A 17,814-nucleotide genomic window follows, 5' to 3' on the forward strand; every position below is an offset into this window, starting at 1 on the left:
CGGGGCCCCGGCGTACGGAACCGGCCATCCCCTTCCTTTGTCCGTACCGCTCGGTATGCTCAAGCGGCCCGCGCGTCGCCGCCGCCGCCCCTGGAGGACCCATGCCGCCCACCGGCACCGCCCGCACCGCCCTGCGCGTCTGCCCCCTCTGCGAGGCCACCTGCGGACTGACCCTCACGATCGAGGGGACCACGGTCACCGGAGCGCGCGGCGACCACGACGACGTGTTCAGCAAGGGCTTCATCTGCCCCAAGGGCGCCTCCTTCGGAGAGCTCGACGCCGACCCCGACCGGCTGCGCACCCCGCTGATACGCGAGAACGGCGAACTGAGGGAAGCGAGCTGGGACGAGGCGTTCGCCCTGATCGCCGCCCGGCTGCACCCCCTGATCGAGGAGCACGGAACCCATTCCGTCGGCGTCGTCCTCGGCAACCCCAACGTCCACACCATCGCCGGCACCCTCTATCCGCCCGTCCTGCTGGGCATGCTGCGCACCCGCAACCTCTTCACCGCCTCCACCCTCGACCAGATGCCCAAGCACGTCTCGTCCGGCCTGCTCTTCGGCGACGCCTTCGCGATCCCCGTGCCCGACCTGGACAACACCAGCCATCTGCTGCTCCTGGGCGCCAACCCGCTGGACTCCAACGGGAGTCTCTGCACCGCGCCCGACTTCCCCGGCAAGCTCAAGGCGCTGCGCGAGCGCGGCGGCACCCTCACCGTCGTCGACCCGCGCCGTACCCGCACCGCGCGCATCGCCGACCGGCACCTGGCGATCCGGCCGGGCACGGACGCGCTGCTGCTCGCCGCCCTCGTCCAGGTCCTCTTCGAGGAAGGGCTCACCGACCCCGGCGCGCTGGCCGGCCATCTCGAAGGGCTTGACGAACTCCGGGCGGCGGTAGGGGGCTTCACGCCCGAGGCCGTCGCGGCCGGCTGCGACCTGGACGCCGAGGAGATCCGTACCCTCGCGCGCGAACTCGCCGCCGCGCCCACCGCCGCCGTCTACGGACGCATCGGAAGCTGCACCGTCGAGTACGGCACACTCACCAGCTGGCTCATCGACGTCCTCAACGCCGTCACCGGCAATCTCGACCGGCCGGGCGGCGCCCTCTTCCCGCTCTCCGCCACCGACCGCGCGCCCCGCCCGGCGGCACCCGGCAAGGGATTCACGCTCGGCCGCTGGGCCAGCAGGGTCGGCGGCCATCCGGAGGTGAGGGGCGAACTGCCCATCGCCGTCCTCGCGGAGGAGATCGAGACACCCGGCGACGAGCGGATCCGCGCGGTGATCGCCGTCGCGGCCAACCCCGCGCTCTCCGCGCCCGACGGCAGCCGCATCGAACGGGCCCTGGACAGCCTCGACTTCATGGTCAGCGTCGATCCGTACCTGAACGAGACCTCGCAGCACGCGGACGTCGTACTGCCCCCGCCGCCGCCCTCCAGGAGCGCCCACTTCGACATCGTCTTCAACGGCTTCGCGGTACGCAACCAGGTCCGCTACAGCCCGCCCGCCATCCCTCTGGAAGCGGGCTCGATGGACGAGTGCGAGATCTTCGCGCGGCTCGCGCTCGCCGTGGGCGGGATGCACGGGGCCGACCCGTCGGCCGTCGACGACCAGGTGATCAGCCATACGCTCACAGAGGCGGTCGACGACCCGCTCTCACCCGTCCACGGACGCGACCCGAAAGAACTCGCCGCCGAACTCACCGGAACCGGCGGCCCCGAGCGCCGGCTCGACCTGATGCTGCGCCTGGGCCCGTACGGCGACGGCTTCGGTGCAGACCCGGCCGGACTCACCCTCGCGCGGGTCGCCGACCGGCCGCACGGCATCGACCTCGGGCCGCTGAAGCCCCGGATCCCCGGGATCCTCAAGACCCGCAGCGGACGCGTCGAACTGCTCCCCGAGCCGATCGCCGCCGACCTGCCCCGGCTGCGCGCCGCGCTCACCGGCGTCCCCGCGTCCCTGGTGCTCGTCGGGCGCCGTCATCTGCGCTCGAACAACAGCTGGATGCACAACGTGCCCACGCTCAACGGCGGTTCGAACCGCTGCACCGTCCAGGTCCACCCCGCCGACGCCGAACGGCTCGGCCTCGCGGACGGCCGGCCGGCGCGTATCACCACCGAGGCGGGCGAGATCACGATCCCGGTGGAGATCACCGACACGGTCAGGGCCGGGGTCGTGAGTGTGCCGCACGGTTGGGGCCACGACCGGCCGGGCACCCGGATGGCGGTGGCCCACGCGCGGCCGGGCGTCAACGTCAACCAACTGCTCGACGGCAGCCGCCGCGACCCGCTGTCGGGGACGTCGGTCCTCAACGGCTTCCCCGTCGAGCTGGCTCCCGCCTGACCAGCACTGACCAGCACCCTTTCGACCGGCGTCCGGAGCGGCACAGGTAGGGTCGAACGCATGGCTGACCGGTTGGCGAGCGACGCCCCCGAGGGCATGGGCCCGCACACAGGACCCGGCACCGTCGCCCGCGCCCCGCGAGGAGTGCCGCGACCCTCACTGAGGCCGCACCCCTAGGGTCTGTCGTTTGGATGGCTCCGCCATGTCTCCCTCCTCCGCCTTGCGACCGCACGCACCAACGGAACATCAGCCGCTGCCGCGGCGGGCGCTCCCTGATCCGGCCTGATCCAAACGACAGGCCCCAGGTCGTCGGCGACCCCCGGGTCCCTGGCGCCGGAAAACTAACGCCGCTAGTTTGGGTACGCGGCAGTCCCCCGGGAGGAACAGCGATGAAGGCACACGACAGCATGTACATAGGCGGCGAGTGGCGCCCCGCCGCCGGCCCCGACACCATCGCCGTCGTCAACCCGGCGACCGAGCAGGTCATCGCCGAAGTCCCGGCCGGCAGTGCCGAGGACATCGACGCCGCCGTACGTGCCGCGCGGGCCGCCTTCCCCGGCTGGGCCGCCACCCCGCCCGCCGAACGCGCGGCGCGCCTCGCTGCTTTGCGGGACGCGATGGCCGCCCGCAAGGACGAGATCGCCGGGACCGTCACCGCCGAACTGGGCTCACCGGTACGGCTGTCGAGGGCGGTGCACGCCGCCTCGCCGGTCACCGTCGCCGGGTCGTACGCCGACCTCGCCGCCTCCTTCGCCTTCGAGGAGCGGATCGGCAACTCGACGGTGCTGATGGAGCCGGTGGGTGTCGTCGGGGCGATCACCCCCTGGAACTACCCGCTGCACCAGATCGTCGCCAAGGTCGCCCCCGCGCTGGCCGCCGGCTGCCCGATCGTGGTCAAGCCCGCCGAGGACACCCCGCTGACCGCGCGGCTCTTCGCCGAGGCCGTCCACGAGTCGGGGCTGCCCGCGGGGGTCGTCAACGTGGTCACCGGCATCGGCGCCGTCGCCGGGCAGGCGCTCGCCGCGCACGAGGACGTCGACCTGGTGTCCTTCACCGGGTCCACCGCTGTCGGCCGCCGGATCGGCGCCACCGCCGGAGCGGCCGTCAAGCGGGTCGCGCTGGAGCTGGGCGGGAAGTCCGCGAACGTCATCCTGCCGAGCGCCGATCACGCCAGGGCCGTCAAGGCCGGGGTCGCCAACGTGATGACCAACTCCGGCCAGACGTGCAGCGCCTGGACCCGCATGCTCGTCCACGCCGACCGCTACGACGAAGCCGTCGATGCCGCCGTGGCCGCTGTCGCCTCGTACCGTCCCGGCGACCCGACGGACGAACTGTGCCGCCTGGGCCCCCTCGTCAACGCGGCCCAGCACGCCCGGGTGCGCGGCTATATCGCCAAAGGTGTCGCCGAAGGCGCCCGGCTGGTCGCGGGCGGAGCCCAACCGCCGCACGAGACCGGCTACTTCGTCGCCCCGACCGTCTTCGCAGACGTCACCCCGGAGATGACGATCGCGCAGGAGGAGATCTTCGGCCCCGTGCTGTCCATCCTGAAGTACGAGGACGAGGCAGACGCCCTGCGGATCGCCAACGGCACCGTCTACGGCCTCGCGGGCGCCGTGTGGGCGGGCGAGGAGAGCGAGGCCGTCGCCTTCGCCCGTCGGATGGACACCGGCCAGGTCGACATCAACGGCGGCCGGTTTAACCCCCTTGCCCCCTTCGGGGGTTACAAGCAGTCGGGCGTCGGCCGGGAATTCGGCCGGCACGGACTCGCCGAGTACCTCCAGACCAAGTCACTCCAGTTCTGACCCGGGAGAGAGGCCGGTTCGTCCCGGGCGCACCCGGCGCGTAACAGTTCGGCTGTCACCGGAGTATTGCCGCCTCGATCCCGAGGAGTTCGGCGAAGACGCGCTCCCCGGTCGGTGTCACCCGCACCGCCCGCTCCGTACCGATGCGTACGCACCACTTCGACTCCATGGCGAGCCGGCACAGACCCGCCCCCGCCACCCCCGCCAAGTGGCGCCGGCGCTCCGTCCAGTCCAGACACGAGCTGACCACCGGGCGCCGGCCGGCGCCCGTCAGCGCGATTCCCCGCTCGCCGAACCACTGGGTGCCCTGCTCGGTGAGAGCGAAGCCCGCGTCCATGAGCAGCAGCCCGCGCCGTGCCATGGCATCGGTGAGGGCCACCCCGAGCCGGCCCGCGAAGTGGTCGTAGCAGGTACGTCCCCGTGCCATGGCTCCGCTCGCCCCCGACGCGCGCACGATGTGCGGGCTGTCGCGGCCCGGCATGACGTGCGCGGCCAGCGACTCGACCAGTTCGGCGGTGGTCGCGTCGGCCAGCCGTACGTACCGGTGGCGCCCCTGCCGCTCCTCGGTGACCAGCCGGGCGGCGATCAGCTTCCCGATGTGCTCGCTGGCGGTGGACGCGGCGACACCCGCCTCCCGCGCCAGCTCGCCGGCCGTCCAGGCCCGCCCGTCCAGCAGCGACAGACAGAACACGGCCCGTGTCTCGTCGGCCAGCAGCGCGGCGAAGCCCGCGAGGAGCGAGCCGGGGGAGGCCGACGGGGCGGAGGGAAGCCCGAAGGAGTCGCCGTCGCCGGAGGCGGCGGTGGGCGCGGTGGTCTGCGGCATGCCTCCAGGGTGCCTCAGATACGCTTCGGTGTGGCCCGAACTGTCTCGTACTGGGCGGCCAGCCCGTCGATCAGTGCCCTGAGTCCCGTCTCGAAGGCCCCCTCGTCCACCCGCTGCTGCCGCTCGGCCAGCAGATGGGCCTGGCCGAGGTGCGGATAGTCGGCCGGGTCGTACGCCGTCTCGTCGTCCACGAAGCCCCGCGCGAACGAGCCGAGCGCCGAGCCCGTGATGAAGTACCGCATCAGCGCCCCGATATGGGTGGCCTGGACCGGTGGCCACCCCGCCCGGACCATCGCGCCGAACACCGTGTCGGCCACCCGCAGCCCCGCCGGGCGGCGGCCGGGCCCCTGGGCCAGCACCGGCACGATGTGCGGGTGCGCGGTGAGGGCGGCGCGGTAGGAGACGGCGTAGTCGTGCAGCGCGGTGCGCCAGTCCCGTACGTCGTCCGCGTCGAACATCGACAGGTCGACCTGCGCGCTGACGGAGTCCGCGACGGCGTCCAGGATCTCGTCCTTGTTGCGGAAGTGGTTGTAGAGGGACGGCCCGCTGACCCCCAGCTCCGCGGCCAGCCGCCGGGTGGAGACGGCCCCGAGCCCCTCGGCGTCCACGAGCGCGCTCGCGGTCGCGACGATGCGGTCTCTGCTGAGCAGCGGCTTGCGGGGTCGGGCCATGGCGCACATCGTATGGCTGTGGTCCCGGGTGCGGAGCGCCGCGGAGTGCGACGACAGTTCGACAAGCCCTAAGCGCTTGCTCAGCTTCGGGGGTAGGGTGTGCGTTCTGCCGACCGGAAGGGGCGAGAGCGATGCGTACGGCGGAACGGACGGCCGACGGCGAGGGCATGCCGTGGGGTGAGGTCACCCCCGAGGCGGCCAGAAGGCTGCTCGTCGCCGCCGTGGAGGCGTTCGCCGAACGCGGTTACCACGCCACCACCACCCGCGACATCGCGAGCCGCGCCGGGATGAGCCCCGCGGCGCTCTACATCCACTACAAGACCAAGGAAGAACTGCTCCACCGGATCAGCCGGATCGGCCACGACAAGGCCCTGGAGATCCTCACCGCGGCCGCCGACCGTGAAGGCACCGCCGCCGAACGGCTCACCGAGGCGGTCCGCTCGTTCGTCGGCTGGCACGCGGCCCGCCACACCACGGCGCGCGTGGTCCAGTACGAACTCGACGCGCTCGCCGAGGAGCACCGCGCCGAGATCGTCCAACTGCGCAGGCGCAGCGACGGAGCCGTACGCCGGATCCTCCAGGACGGCGTACGGGACGGGGAGTTCGACGTCCCGGACGTGCCGGGCACCACCCTGGCGGTGCTGTCGCTGTGCATCGACGTGTCGCGCTGGTTCAACGCGCGGGGGCGCCGGACGCCCGACGAGGTCGGTGCCCTCTACGCCGACCTCGTGCTCCGCATGGTGGTGGCACGCGACTCTCCGCCACCGTCCGCCGGGAGTTGAGGGTCAGAAGTAGTAGCGGGAGACCGACTCCGCCACACACACCGGCTTCTCGGCGCCCTCGCGCTCCACCGTGACCAGGGCCGTGACCTGCACACCACCGCCCGCCTCGGCGACCTCCTTCAGCACGGCCGTCGCGCGCACCCGGGAGCCCGCGGGCAGGGGGGAGGGGAAACGCACCCTGTTGGCGCCGTAGTTGACGCCCATCGTCACGTTCTCGACGGTCAGGATCTGCGGAAAGAGGACCGGCAGGAGCGACAGCGTCAGATAGCCGTGCGCGATGGTCGAGCCGAACGGGCCCTTCGCCGCCGCCTCCGGGTCCACATGGATCCACTGGTGGTCACCGGTGGCGGCGGCGAAGAGATCGATCCGCTCCTGGTCGACCTCCAGCCAGTCGCTGTGTCCCAACTGCTCGCCGACGGCGGCGTGCAGTTCCGCTGCGGAAGTGAAGATCCTCGGCTCAGCCATGTCTGTCGATCCCTGCCTCTCGGGCGCCGTCCGCAACGCCGTCTCCAGTGCCGTCCGCGCGGTGTCCAAGCGCTTGCTCAGCATGGTTGGGGCTTCCGGTCCTGTCAACGCGTGACACGGCGCCCCCGTAGGCTCGGTCGGGTGCCGCAGATTCCGGAGAAGATCCAAGAACTCACCGTCGGGCAGCTGTCAGCGCGCAGCGGCGCGGCGACGTCTGCCCTGCACTTCTACGAGACGAAGGGGCTGATCAGCAGCCGCAGGACCAGTGGCAACCAGCGCCGCTACAGCAGGGACATGCTCCGCCGTGTCGCCTTCGTGCGCGCGGCCCAGCGCGTGGGCATCCCGCTCGCCACCATCAGGGACGCGCTCGCGGAGCTTCCCGAGGGGCGTACGCCGAACCACGACGACTGGGCACGGCTCTCACAGGCGTGGCGCTCGGAACTCGACGAGCGCATCAGACAGCTCGGCCGGCTGCGCGACCATCTGACCGACTGCATCGGCTGTGGCTGTCTCTCGCTGGAGACCTGTGTCCTGTCCAACCCGGACGACCGGTTCGGTGACCGGATGACCGGTTCCCGGCTGCTGGCGGAGCGCAGGCGCGCGCCCAAGTAGCCGCCGTGTCCCGGCCTGTCCCGCCACCACGGCGGGTCAGGCCACCGAGGCCAGCTCCCGCTGCCGTACGCGCTTCGCCCGCTCCATGGCCTCGGACGTGAGAACGGGCCGCGGCACGACAATGCCACAGCCCTTGCACACCGGTCCCGACCAGGGAGCCTGCGACAGATCCGGCCGCCAGACGATCCCCTTCTCCGCGCACACCGGGCACGCGCCGCCCGGTCCCGACTCCAGCCCGGCGATCAGCCGGCGCAGCACCTCGGCCAGCGGCTCCGTCGGATGCACGGCCGGGTCGTCGCAGCGCGCCACCCCGTTGCCGCCCCAGGTCCGGCGGTGCCAGTCGTCGAACGTGCCCGGTCTTCTCAGCCCGTCGTGCTTCTCGCGCTTACGGCGCTGGGCGAACTGGACCTCGTAGGCCAGCCAGACGGCCCGCGCCTCTTCCAGTTCGTCGAGCGCGGCCATCAGCCGCGCCGGATCGGGAGCTCGGTCCTCCGGCTCGATGCCATGCCGTTCGCAGAGGTGGTCCCAGGTGGCCCGATGTCCGTAAGGGGCGAATCGTTCAAGGCACTTACGCAGTGAATACCGGCGTAGTGCCAGATCACATCGCGGATCACGCACCTGTCTCGCGAGACTCCGGAATCCGGCCATCGCCTGCCACCTCCGTCGGTTGCTGCATCGGCGTCATCCAATAGACGTACGCGTGCCCGATCCGGCTCCATCGAAAATCCGATGGCAGTCATCAGCCGGGTTTTCACCCTGAGGGCGCACGCCGGAGGTGGTCCGATTGACGGCGGGAGCCTGTCGTCCGGCTCAGGTTCAGGCTCAGCGGTACTGGAGGTACCGGGCCCGCGTCGCCCGGAACGCGGCGAGTTCGGCGCGCCAGGCCCCGACCACCTCGTCGGTGTCCGCGCCCGCGTCTATCAATGTGCGTACGGAGGCCGAGCCGGTCAGCTTGTCGATCCAGTTGTCCGGGCGCCAGGCGAAGCCGCTCCACGACTGCTTCGCCGTCACCAGCAGCGCGATGCCCGTACGTACCGGGTCGAACGACTCCCGGTCGTGGACGTGCAGTTGGACCCCGCCCACCGTCCTGCCCTGGAACTTGGAGAAGGTCGGCGCGAAGTACGCCTCGCGGAAGTGGACCCCGCGCAGCTCCTGCGCGTTGGCGGCCTCGGCCCACGCGCGGTCGACGCCCTCGGCGCCCAGGAGTTCGAAGGGGCGGGTCGTGCCGCGCCCCTCGGAGAGGTTGGTGCCCTCGAAGAGGCAGGTGCCCGAGTAGACCAACGCGGTCTCCGGCGCCGGCATGTTGGGGCTCGGCGGCACCCAGGGCAGACCGGTCCCGTCGAAGAAGTCGGCGCGGCGCCAGCCGGACATCCGCACGATGTCCAGCTCCACCGGCCGGCCGAGGAACTCACCGTTGAAGAGCAGCGCCAGTTCGGTGACCGTCATGCCGTGCGCCTGCGAGATCGGCCTGCGCCCGACGAAGGTCGCGAACTCCGGGTGCAGGACCGGTCCGAGCGCCGCCCGGCCGGTGACGGGATTGGGCCGGTCGAGTACGACGAAGCGCTTGCCGGCGATGGCCGCCGCCTCCATGCAGTCGTACAGCGTCCAGATGTAGGTGTAGAAGCGGGCGCCCGCGTCCTGGATGTCGAAGACGACCGTGTCGACCCCGGACGCGGTGAAGACGTCGGCGAGCCGCTGCCCGCTGATCTGGTACGTGTCGTACACCGGCAGCCCGGTCGCCGGGTCGTCGTACCTGCCCTCGGAGCCGCCGGCCTGGGCCGTGCCCCGGAAGCCGTGCTCGGGGCCGAAGACGGCGGTGAGGTCGACGCGTTCGTCCGGGTGCATGACGTCGACGATGTGCCGCACGTCCCGGGTCACACCGGTCGGGTTGGTGACGACCCCGATCCGCTGACCGGCCAGCAGCCGGTAGCCGTCGGCCGCCAGCCGGTCGAAGCCCGTGAGGACCCGCCCGCTGTCGCCGCCCCGGCCCCGGTCGGCCGCCGCGGCGGACGGTGCCCCGGCCGCGCGCGCCGCGCCTGCCGCCCCCACCGCGCTCGCGGCGAGCAAACCTCGTCTGGACAGGCTCATTCGGCCACCTCCGTGATCAAGCCAACTGTCATGGACACGGACTCTAGGGCGTGTTTGAGAAGTAGCGTCGTCCGCCCATCGGGCGGGGCCCACGGCGTCTGGTGCGTGCGATCGCAAGGCGGAGGATCATCCTCGTACTGGACGTACTTGGATGACTCCAACAACGCAGCGAGCGCGCGTGCCAGGCGTCGTGGGCCAGACGGGACTTCTAAAACACGCCCTAGTGCCGGGACCACGCCGGTTCACCAGGTCGGAGCGGGGGAGCACGGAGCCGTTCCGGTATGGGCTCTTCCCCGCGACATACCGACTGGTTAGTCTCTCTTGGTCGAGCGGTGGACACCGCGGGGAATCCGAGAGGCAGGTCCGATGAGTACGGTGCGGGGCGCGCGAGTGGTGGTCACAGGAGCCGGCGGCGGTATCGGTGCCGCGCTCGCCGGCAGATTCGCCGCCGGGGGCGCCCGCGTCGTCGTCAATGATCTCGACGCCGTCAAGGCCCATGCCGTCGCCGAGAGCGTCGGCGGCATCGCCCTGCCGGGCGAGGCCTCCGCCGTGGTCGAGCAGGCGCGCGACGCGCTCGGCGGCGCCGTCGACATCTACTGCGCCAACGCGGGCTACGGCACGGCCGGTGACCCGTTCGCCGACGAGGAGATCTGGGCGTCGGCCTGGGACGTCAACGTCATGGCACATGTCCGTGCCTCCCGGATCCTGCTGCCCGACTGGCTGGAGCGCGGCGAGGGCCGGTTCATCTCCACCGTCTCCGCCGCCGGACTGCTCACGATGATCGGCGCGGCGCCCTACAGCGTCACCAAGCACGGCGCGCTCGCCTACGCGGAATGGCTCTCGCTCACCTACCGCCACCGGGGGCTCAAGGTCCACGCGATCTGCCCGCAGGGAGTCCGTACGGACATGCTGACCGCCGCCGGATCGGCGGGCGAACTCGTCCTGGCCCCGACGGCGATCGAGCCCGAGGACGTCGCCGACGCGCTGTTCGACGCGATGGACGAGGACCGGTTCCTGGTGCTGCCGCACGCCGAGGTGGCCGAGTACTACCGGGCCCGCTCCGGCGACCCCGACCGCTGGCTGGTCGGCATGAACCAGATTCAGCAGAAATGGGAAGGAAGCGGGCGGTGAGGGAGGTCCTGGGCGGGCCGCCCGGCGCGACGAGTGGGAAGATCCTCGGGCGCGTACCGCGTTCACGCCATCAGAGGGCGGCGGACACCACGGCGGCGTACACCGTTCAGGACTGAGAAAGGCAGGTGGCGACAGTGGCCAGAAAGACGGACGGGAACTCCATCCCCGTACCCCAGCGGCTGCTGGCCGCCGCCACCCGGCTCTTCGCCGAGCAGGGCTACGGCAGCACGTCGGTCCAGGAGATCGTGGAGGCGGCGGGCGTCACCAAGGGCGCGCTGTACCACTACTTCGGCTCCAAGGAAGACCTCCTCCAGGAGGTGTACGCGCGGGTGCTCCGCCTCCAGCAGGAGCGGCTGGACGCCTTCGCCGACGCCGACGAGCCCGTGGAGCGGCGGCTGCGCGCGGCGGCGGCGGACGTGGTCGTGACCACCATCGACAACCTGGACGACGCGGCGATCTTCTTCCGCTCGATGCACCATCTGAGCCCGGAGAAGAACAAGCAGGTACGGGCCGAGCGGCGGCGCTACCACGAACGCTTCCGCGCGCTGGTCGAAGAAGGCCAGCGCGGCGGGGTGTTCACCGCCGCCACCCCGGCCGACCTGGTGGTGGACTACCACTTCGGGTCGGTCCACCATCTCTCCACCTGGTACCGGCCGGACGGGCCGCTCACCCCGCAGCAGGTCGCCGACCACCTCGCCGACCTGCTGCTGCGCGCACTGCGCCCCTGACCGGCCGCCGCGCTACAGGTACTTCTTCAACTCCCGGCGCGCCAGGGACCGTTGGTGCACCTCGTCCGGCCCGTCCGCCAGCCGCAGGGTCCGCGCCGCGGTCCACAGCTCCGCCAGCGGGTAGTCCTGGCTCACCCCGCCCGCGCCGTGCAGTTGCACCGCGCTGTCGATGATGTCGACCACCGCGCGCGGCGTCGCGATCTTGATCGCCTGGATCTCCGTGTGCGCGCCCCGGTTGCCCACCGTGTCCATCAGCCAGGCCGTCTTGAGCACGAGCAGGCGCAGCTGCTCGACCGTCACGCGTGCGTCCGCGATCCAGTTCCCCACCACACCCTGCCGCGCGATGGGCTTCCCGAAGGCCGTACGGGACACGGCCCGCCGGCACATCAGCTCGATGGCGCGCTCGGCCATGCCGATCAGCCGCATGCAGTGGTGGATCCGGCCGGGGCCGAGCCGGGCCTGGGCGATGGCGAAACCGCCGCCCTCCTCGCCGATCAGACTGGCCGCCGGGACACGGACGTCCGAGAAGACGACCTCGGCGTGGCCGCCGTGGGAGTGGTCCTCGTAGCCGTACACGCTCATCGCGCGGACGACGGTGAGGCCGGGGGTGTCGCGCGGGACGAGGATCATCGACTGCTGGCGGCGGGTGTCGGCGCCGTCCGGGTCGGTCTTGCCCATCACGATGAAGATCCGGCAGTCCGGGTTCATGGCTCCGGAGATGTACCACTTACGGCCGTTGATCACGTAGTCGTCGCCGTCGCGCTCGATCCTGGTCCGGATGTTCGTCGCGTCGGACGAGGCGACCTCCGGCTCGGTCATCGCGAACGCCGAGCGGATCTCACCGTCGAGCAGCGGTTCCAGCCACCGCTTCTTCTGCTCGTCGCTGCCGAACTGGGCGAGCACTTCCATGTTCCCGGTGTCGGGCGCCGCGCAGTTGAGCGCCGTCGGGGCCAACTGCGGGCTCCGGCCGGTGATTTCGGCCAAGGGTGCGTACTGGAGGTTGGTCAGCCCGGCGCCGTGCTCCGCGTCCGGGAGGAAGAGATTCCACAGCCCCTGCCTGCGCGCCTCGGCCTTCAGCTCACCCACGACAGCCGGGGTGTCCCAGGGATCGGCGAGCCGGGCCCGCTGTTCCCGGGCGATCGCCTCGGCGGGGAAGACATGCTCGTCCATGAACGCCAGCAGCCTGGCGCGGAGTTCCTCGGTGCGGGCGTCGAACGCGAAGTCCATGGCCGGGTCAGCCTTCCTGGAGGGTGGTGAGGCCGTGCTCGATGAAGACGGGGACGAGATCGCCGATGCGCTCGAAACCGCCGCCGACCGTCCGGCCCAGCGTGTAGCGGTAGTGGATGCCTTCGAGGATCACGGCGAGCTTGAACCAGGCGAAGGCCGTGTACCAGGCGATCGCCGAGGTGTCGCGGCCCGAACCGGCGGCGTAGCGCTCGACCAGTTCGGCCGGGTCGGGATGGCCGGCCGCGCCGGCGGTCGTACTGATCGGGGAGCCCGTGATCTCCAGCGGCGCGCTGTACATCACCAGCAGACCGAGGTCGGTCAGCGGGTCGCCGAGGGTGGACATCTCCCAGTCCAGCACGGCCTTGATCCGGTCGTCGTCACCGAGCAGTACGTTGTCGAGCCGGTAGTCGCCGTGGACGACGGTGGGCGCGGGGGAACCGGGCAGGGAGCGGCCCAGAGCTGCGTGCAACTCGTCGATGCCGGGCAGGTCCCGGTTGCGTGAGGCGTCCAACTGCTTGGCCCAGCGGCGCAGTTGGCGGTCGAGGAAGCCCTCGGGCCGGCCGAAGTCGGCGAGTCCCACCGCGGCGGGGTCGACCGCGTGCAGCTCGACCAGGGTGTCGACCAGGCCCAGGAGCGCGGTGCGGGTGCGGTCGGGGCCGAGCGGGGCGAGCTGTTCGGCCGTACGGTACGGGGTCCCCGCTACGTACTCCATCACGTAGAAGGGCGCCCCGAGCACGTCCGGGTCCTCGCACAGCAGCAGGGGCCCGGGCACCGGCACGGCCGTCGGGTGCAGCGCGCTGATCACCCGGAACTCGCGCGTCATGTCGTGCGCCGTGGCGAGGACATGGCCGAGCGGCGGCCTGCGGACCACCCACTCGTGGGTACCGTCGCCGATCAGATACGTCAGGTTCGACCGTCCGCCCTCGATCAGCCGGGCGCTCAGTGGTCCGCCCACCAGTCCGGGGCGCTCGCGGTCGAGGTGGCCGCGCAGCCGCTCCGGGTCGAGTCCTGGCGGGGGACTGGCGCTCATCGGTCGTACCTCCATGAGGGCGGGGGCGGGGGATGCCTTCGCCATTCATGATGCCGACCAGTCGGTATGCCGTCCAGTGCGCGGCGGGAAACCGTCCGCGTCTGTGACGGGATCGGCGCGCCGGGTCCGCGGGCGGACCCGGCGGTGTACGTCCGCGGCCGTACGCCGGGTCCTGTCGGGGGTGGCGTCGGGGGTGCGTCGGCTGTAGGTGGGGTCAGTGGTCGTCCCAGTGCCCGTCGTGGGCCGCGTGCCGGTGGCCGTCGTGCGCGTAGTCCAGGTGGTCGCCGTGTCTGACGGCGGGGTGGCCGCAGCCCTCGCCGTGCCGGTGGGGATGGCTCTCGTGGACGACATGGGCGGTGGTCTCGCACTCGTCCCAGTGCTCCGCGTGCCGCCGGTGCAGATGGCCGTCGTGGGCGTAGTCGACATGGTCGCCGTGCCGCACCTCGGTGTGGCCGCAGGTCGGTCCGTGGGAGTGCTCGTGCGTGGGGTGTTCCTGGTGAAGAGTCGTCATGATGTATACCTCTGCTGTGTTTTGGGGTGATTTGACCGGCCGGACGGGACGCTACCAGTCCTGTCCGCCGCCGGGTCGTCCCCTCAGAGCACGGTCACGCCGAACGCCGCCAGGCAGATCACACACACCACCGCCGCGACCCCCGCACCTGCCGGCAGCGGGCGCGGCTCCGGCGTGTCGAGGGCCGTCATCCGCCGGTGCGCCACCCAGAGGAACGCCAGCCAGACGAGCGCGCCCGCCACCGCCGCCGCGACGCCCGCGGCCGTCACCTCGTTCCGGAGGACCTGCCGCCCCGCGAGCACCGCCACGACCGTGTACGTCAGAGTCGTACGCCGCCAGGCCAGCCGGGTCCGCTCGGGCTGGAGGCCCGGGTCGCGCGCCGCCCCGGCGGCCGGGCTCCCCATCAGCGGGTCCCGCCCGCCAAAACCACGACCAGCATGATCACGGCGACGGCCGCGACCGACAGCCCCAGCAGCGTCGGGAACGCCGTCACCGGCAGATCCTCGCCCCGGCGCATCGCCCGCTCGCTGCGCACCCACTGGCTGATGGACCGCAGCGCGCTGAGCGCCCCGATCGCGAAGAGCACCACCGCAAGCCCCACCCGCACACCCCAGCGCAGGTCCGGCAGGAACTGGTCGACGGCGAATCCGCCGCCCACCAGGGCCAGTGACGTACGGATCCAGGCGAGGAACGTGCGTTCGTTGGCGAGCGAGAAGCGGTAGTCGGGGGTCGTCCCCTCGTCGCTGACCCGCCGGGGCGCGAACCACAGGCGCAGGCTCCGTACAAAATCGATCACCCGTCGCACCTTACGCGCGGGACGCTTTGAGCCGTTCGTACGCCGTCAGGCCGTCCGGCGTCCACCGCCACCCACCGTCGCCGGGGCGCTGCGCCAGACGCCGCTCCAGCTCCTCCTCCGTCAGGAACGCGTGCCAGTCGATCTCCTCCGCCTGCGGGGACACCGGCAGCACACAGCGGACCTCGTAGACGCGCGACCACCAGCTCAGCTGGCCGCCCCCGGCCTCGTACAGGAACGAGAACAGCGGTACCGGGCGCGGCAGGCCCGAGACCCCCAGTTCCTCCTCGGCCTCGCGCAGCGCCGCGTCGTCGTACGTCTCGCCCGCGCCGACCACACCGCCCACGAACATGTCGTGGTGGGACGGGAAGACGAGCTTGGTCGCCGTCCTGCGGTGGACGAAGACACGGCTCTCGGCGTCGCGCGCGAGGACGAAGACGCAGCGGTGCCGCAGCCCCTTCGCGTACACCTCGCCGCGCGGTGCCCGCCCCACGACGCGGTCCTGTTCGTCGACGATGTCGAGGATTTCGTCAGCGGCGCTCATGGGGGACAGCCTGGCATGCCGAACAGTTGACTCGTTACCGGCCCGTACGGAAGATCGGACCACCTCAGTCGCCCCGAGAAGGTGGGAACCCATGGCGTACGACGCTGATGTGATCGTGATCGGCGCGGGACTGGCCGGGCTGGTGGCCACCGCCGAACTCGTCGACGCGGGGCGCTCGGTCATCCTGCTCGACCAGGAGCCGGAGCGGTCCATCGGTGGCCAGGCGCACTGGTCCTTCGGCGGGATGTTCCTCGTGGACTCGCCCGAGCAGCGGCGGCTGCGGGTCAAGGACAGCAGGGACCTCGCGCTCCAGGACTGGCTCGGCACGGCCGGCTTCGACCGCGAGGAGGACCACTGGCCGCGCAAATGGGCCGAGGCGTACGTGGACTTCGCCGCCGGTGAGAAGCGGTCCTGGCTGCGCGAGCGGGGCATACGCTTCTTCCCGGTCGTCGGCTGGGCCGAGCGCGGCGGCTACGGCGCGAGCGGGCACGGCAACTCGGTGCCGCGCTTCCACATCACCTGGGGGACCGGCCCCGGCGTCGTCGAGCCGTTCGAGCGGCGGGTGCGTGAGGGCGTCGCCAAGGGACTGGTGACGTTCCGTTTCCGGCACCGGGTTACCGGACTCGGCGCGAGCGCCGGCGCCGTCGACACGGTGACCGGTGAGGTGCTTGAGCCGAGCGACGCCGAACGCGGCACGGCCAGCAGCCGCGTCACGACGGGTACGTTCGAACTCAGGGCGCAGGCCGTGATCGTCACGTCCGGCGGCATCGGCGGAAACCACGACCTCGTACGCGCCCAGTGGCCCGAACGCCTCGGCACCCCGCCCGGGAAGATGCTCTCCGGCGTACCCGCCCATGTCGACGGTCTGATGCTCGGCATCACCGAGCGGGCCGGCGCCCACCACATCAACCGGGACCGGATGTGGCACTACACGGAGGGCATAGAGAACTGGAACCCGATCTGGGCCAGGCACGGCATCCGGATCCTGCCCGGACCCTCGTCGCTCTGGCTCGACGCACGCGGCACGCGGCTGCCGGTGCCGCTGTTCCCCGGCTTCGACACGCTCGGAACGCTGGACCACATCATGCACAGCGGCCACGACTACACCTGGTTCGTTCTCAACCGGCGCATCATCGGCAAGGAGTTCGCGCTCTCGGGCTCCGAGCAGAATCCCGACCTGACCGGGAAGTCCGTCCGCGACGTGATCGACCGGGCGCGCCAGGACGTGCCGGGACCGGTCAGGGCGTTCATGGACAACGGCGCTGACTTCGTCGTGGAGAAGGACCTCGCCTCGCTCGTGCGGGGGATGAACGCGCTCACCGAGAAGCCGCTGATCGACGAGGACGGGCTGCGCCGGGAGATCGTGGCGCGCGACAGGGAGGTCGCCAACCCGTTCACCAAGGACCTCCAGATGACGGCCGTCCGAGGGGCGCGCGCCTATCTGGGCGACAAGCTGATCCGTACGGTGGCGCCGCACCGCATCCTCGACCCCAAGGCCGGTCCGCTGATCGCCGTACGGCTGCACATCCTGACCCGCAAGTCGCTCGGCGGGCTTCAGACGGACCTGTCGTCGCGGGTGCTGCGGCCGGACGGCACACCGCTGGCCGGGGTGTACGCGGCGGGGGAGGCGGCCGGCTTCGGCGGCGGCGGGATGCACGGCTACCGCTCGCTGGAGGGCACGTTCCTCGGCGGCTGTGTCTTCTCCGGGCGCGCGGCCGGGCGGGCGGCGGCGGAGGCGGTCGCCTAGGAAGTGTCTTTCGGATCAGGCCGGATCGCCGGACACGTACTACCGGCGCTCCACCACCCGGAAGCGCTCCGCCACCACCAGCGTCCCGTCGTGCACCGTGAACGACGGGTCGCCCATCGCCTCCCGCATCTCGTCGCTGTGCCAGAACGCCTCGTGGCCCGCGCGCCAGGCCGCCACCGAGTCGTACCCCTCGCCCTCGTCCAGCGCGTGCTGGAGATCGACCTGCCCCAGCGGCAGCACCCGTACCTCCGTCAGCTCCAGCACGGCGATCTCGCGGCCGGCCGAGTCGATCAGCGCCGAACGCTCCCCGACCGGCGGCAGCTCCTCGTTCTCCACCTCGTACTCGGCCAGCAGGCCCGTGGTCGAGACCTTCTTCCCGGACAGGACCGCCGCGACCAGCTGATCGCGCAGCGGCCCGGGGAAGGCCAGCAGAAAGGGCGGGAGGGCTTCGGGGTGTTCCTGGGGGGTCGCCATGGGTTAAGTCTGCCGGACTCTGACGAAACGATGACGGATCGCCGGCG

The 17,814-nt window shown here is 71.6% G+C and carries 19 protein-coding genes; 7 read left to right on the forward strand and 12 right to left on the reverse strand.

Going from position 1 to position 17,814, the window contains the following annotated elements; genetic code table 11:
* Positions 1-101 precede the first annotated feature (101 nt).
* Together OIE74_RS31080 and OIE74_RS31085 are read left to right on the forward strand one after the other, a co-directional pair.
* The gene (locus OIE74_RS31080) at positions 102-2,339 is read left to right on the forward strand and encodes a molybdopterin oxidoreductase family protein (RefSeq protein ID WP_329389516.1); all 2,238 of its coding nucleotides are present in this window, start codon (positions 102-104) and stop codon (positions 2,337-2,339) included.
* 389 nt (positions 2,340-2,728) lie between these two features.
* Positions 2,729-4,141, forward strand: a complete 1,413-nt coding sequence (locus tag OIE74_RS31085; protein ID WP_329389518.1) for an aldehyde dehydrogenase family protein — start codon at positions 2,729-2,731, stop codon at positions 4,139-4,141.
* A gap of 55 nt (positions 4,142-4,196) precedes the next feature.
* Here the strand turns inward: OIE74_RS31085 and OIE74_RS31090 are convergent, their stop codons facing one another.
* Both OIE74_RS31090 and OIE74_RS31095 read right to left on the reverse strand, forming a co-directional pair.
* Entirely contained in the window at positions 4,197-4,964 is a 768-nt protein-coding gene (locus tag OIE74_RS31090) for an ArsR/SmtB family transcription factor (protein ID WP_329389520.1), read from the reverse strand.
* A 14-nt stretch (positions 4,965-4,978) separates the two neighbouring features.
* Positions 4,979-5,635 carry a TetR/AcrR family transcriptional regulator gene (locus OIE74_RS31095; protein WP_189110462.1) on the reverse strand — a complete coding sequence of 219 codons (657 nt, stop codon included), beginning with the start codon at positions 5,633-5,635 and terminating at the stop codon, positions 4,979-4,981.
* A gap of 131 nt (positions 5,636-5,766) precedes the next feature.
* Here OIE74_RS31095 and OIE74_RS31100 point away from each other — a divergent pair, with 131 nt between their 5' ends.
* Positions 5,767-6,417 carry a TetR/AcrR family transcriptional regulator gene (locus tag OIE74_RS31100; RefSeq protein WP_329389525.1) on the forward strand — a complete coding sequence of 217 codons (651 nt, stop codon included), beginning with the start codon at positions 5,767-5,769 and terminating at the stop codon, positions 6,415-6,417.
* Positions 6,418-6,420: 3 nt separating this feature from the next.
* On the opposite strand, the gene OIE74_RS31105 is transcribed toward OIE74_RS31100, so the two are convergent.
* A complete protein-coding gene (locus tag OIE74_RS31105) occupies positions 6,421-6,882 on the reverse strand; it encodes a MaoC family dehydratase (protein WP_329389527.1) in 462 nt (153 codons plus the stop codon).
* Between the two features lie 141 nt (positions 6,883-7,023).
* On the opposite strand from OIE74_RS31105, the gene soxR reads away from it, so the two are divergent.
* Positions 7,024-7,494 carry a redox-sensitive transcriptional activator SoxR gene (gene soxR, locus OIE74_RS31110; RefSeq protein ID WP_329389529.1) on the forward strand — a complete coding sequence of 157 codons (471 nt, stop codon included), beginning with the start codon at positions 7,024-7,026 and terminating at the stop codon, positions 7,492-7,494.
* A gap of 36 nt (positions 7,495-7,530) precedes the next feature.
* Here soxR and OIE74_RS31115 read toward each other — a convergent pair whose 3' ends face one another.
* Positions 7,531-8,142, reverse strand: a complete 612-nt coding sequence (locus OIE74_RS31115) for a hypothetical protein (RefSeq protein ID WP_329389530.1) — start codon at positions 8,140-8,142, stop codon at positions 7,531-7,533.
* A 174-nt stretch (positions 8,143-8,316) separates the two neighbouring features.
* Complete coding sequence (locus OIE74_RS31120; RefSeq protein ID WP_329389533.1) at positions 8,317-9,582, reverse strand: exo-beta-N-acetylmuramidase NamZ family protein; 1,266 nt, start codon at positions 9,580-9,582, stop codon at positions 8,317-8,319.
* 366 nt (positions 9,583-9,948) lie between these two features.
* Here OIE74_RS31120 and OIE74_RS31125 point away from each other — a divergent pair, with 366 nt between their 5' ends.
* Together OIE74_RS31125 and OIE74_RS31130 are read left to right on the forward strand one after the other, a co-directional pair.
* Complete coding sequence (locus OIE74_RS31125; protein ID WP_329389535.1) at positions 9,949-10,713, forward strand: SDR family oxidoreductase; 765 nt, start codon at positions 9,949-9,951, stop codon at positions 10,711-10,713.
* 134 nt (positions 10,714-10,847) lie between these two features.
* Positions 10,848-11,441, forward strand: coding sequence for a TetR/AcrR family transcriptional regulator (locus OIE74_RS31130; protein ID WP_329389536.1), 594 nt, complete (start codon positions 10,848-10,850; stop codon positions 11,439-11,441).
* 12 nt (positions 11,442-11,453) lie between these two features.
* Here OIE74_RS31130 and OIE74_RS31135 read toward each other — a convergent pair whose 3' ends face one another.
* From OIE74_RS31135 to OIE74_RS31160, 6 genes are all read right to left on the reverse strand, one after another.
* On the reverse strand, positions 11,454-12,668 hold the full coding sequence (locus tag OIE74_RS31135) for an acyl-CoA dehydrogenase family protein (protein ID WP_329389538.1): 1,215 nt from the start codon (positions 12,666-12,668) through the stop codon (positions 11,454-11,456).
* Between the two features lie 7 nt (positions 12,669-12,675).
* Positions 12,676-13,698, reverse strand: coding sequence for a phosphotransferase family protein (locus tag OIE74_RS31140; protein WP_329389540.1), 1,023 nt, complete (start codon positions 13,696-13,698; stop codon positions 12,676-12,678).
* Between the two features lie 214 nt (positions 13,699-13,912).
* Positions 13,913-14,209, reverse strand: a complete 297-nt coding sequence (locus tag OIE74_RS31145; protein WP_329389542.1) for a hypothetical protein — start codon at positions 14,207-14,209, stop codon at positions 13,913-13,915.
* An 83-nt stretch (positions 14,210-14,292) separates the two neighbouring features.
* On the reverse strand, positions 14,293-14,613 hold the full coding sequence (locus tag OIE74_RS31150) for a DUF202 domain-containing protein (RefSeq protein WP_329389544.1): 321 nt from the start codon (positions 14,611-14,613) through the stop codon (positions 14,293-14,295).
* Positions 14,613-15,005 (reverse strand): YidH family protein, encoded by a 393-nt coding sequence (locus OIE74_RS31155; RefSeq protein ID WP_329389547.1) that lies wholly within the window; start codon positions 15,003-15,005, stop codon positions 14,613-14,615. Before OIE74_RS31155 ends, OIE74_RS31150 begins: the two co-directional genes overlap by 1 nt.
* A gap of 10 nt (positions 15,006-15,015) precedes the next feature.
* The gene (locus tag OIE74_RS31160; RefSeq protein WP_329389549.1) at positions 15,016-15,546 is read right to left on the reverse strand and encodes an NUDIX hydrolase; all 531 of its coding nucleotides are present in this window, start codon (positions 15,544-15,546) and stop codon (positions 15,016-15,018) included.
* A 91-nt stretch (positions 15,547-15,637) separates the two neighbouring features.
* On the opposite strand from OIE74_RS31160, the gene OIE74_RS31165 reads away from it, so the two are divergent.
* Positions 15,638-17,293: an FAD-binding dehydrogenase gene (locus OIE74_RS31165; RefSeq protein WP_329389551.1), complete on the forward strand. Its 1,656-nt coding sequence runs from the start codon at positions 15,638-15,640 to the stop codon at positions 17,291-17,293.
* A gap of 39 nt (positions 17,294-17,332) precedes the next feature.
* Here the strand turns inward: OIE74_RS31165 and OIE74_RS31170 are convergent, their stop codons facing one another.
* Complete coding sequence (locus OIE74_RS31170) at positions 17,333-17,767, reverse strand: ASCH domain-containing protein (protein WP_329389553.1); 435 nt, start codon at positions 17,765-17,767, stop codon at positions 17,333-17,335.
* Positions 17,768-17,814: the final 47 nt, after the last annotated feature.

Origin of the sequence: Streptomyces sp. NBC_01716, from assembly GCF_036248275.1 — a bacterium.
Lineage (GTDB): Bacteria > Actinomycetota > Actinomycetes > Streptomycetales > Streptomycetaceae > Streptomyces.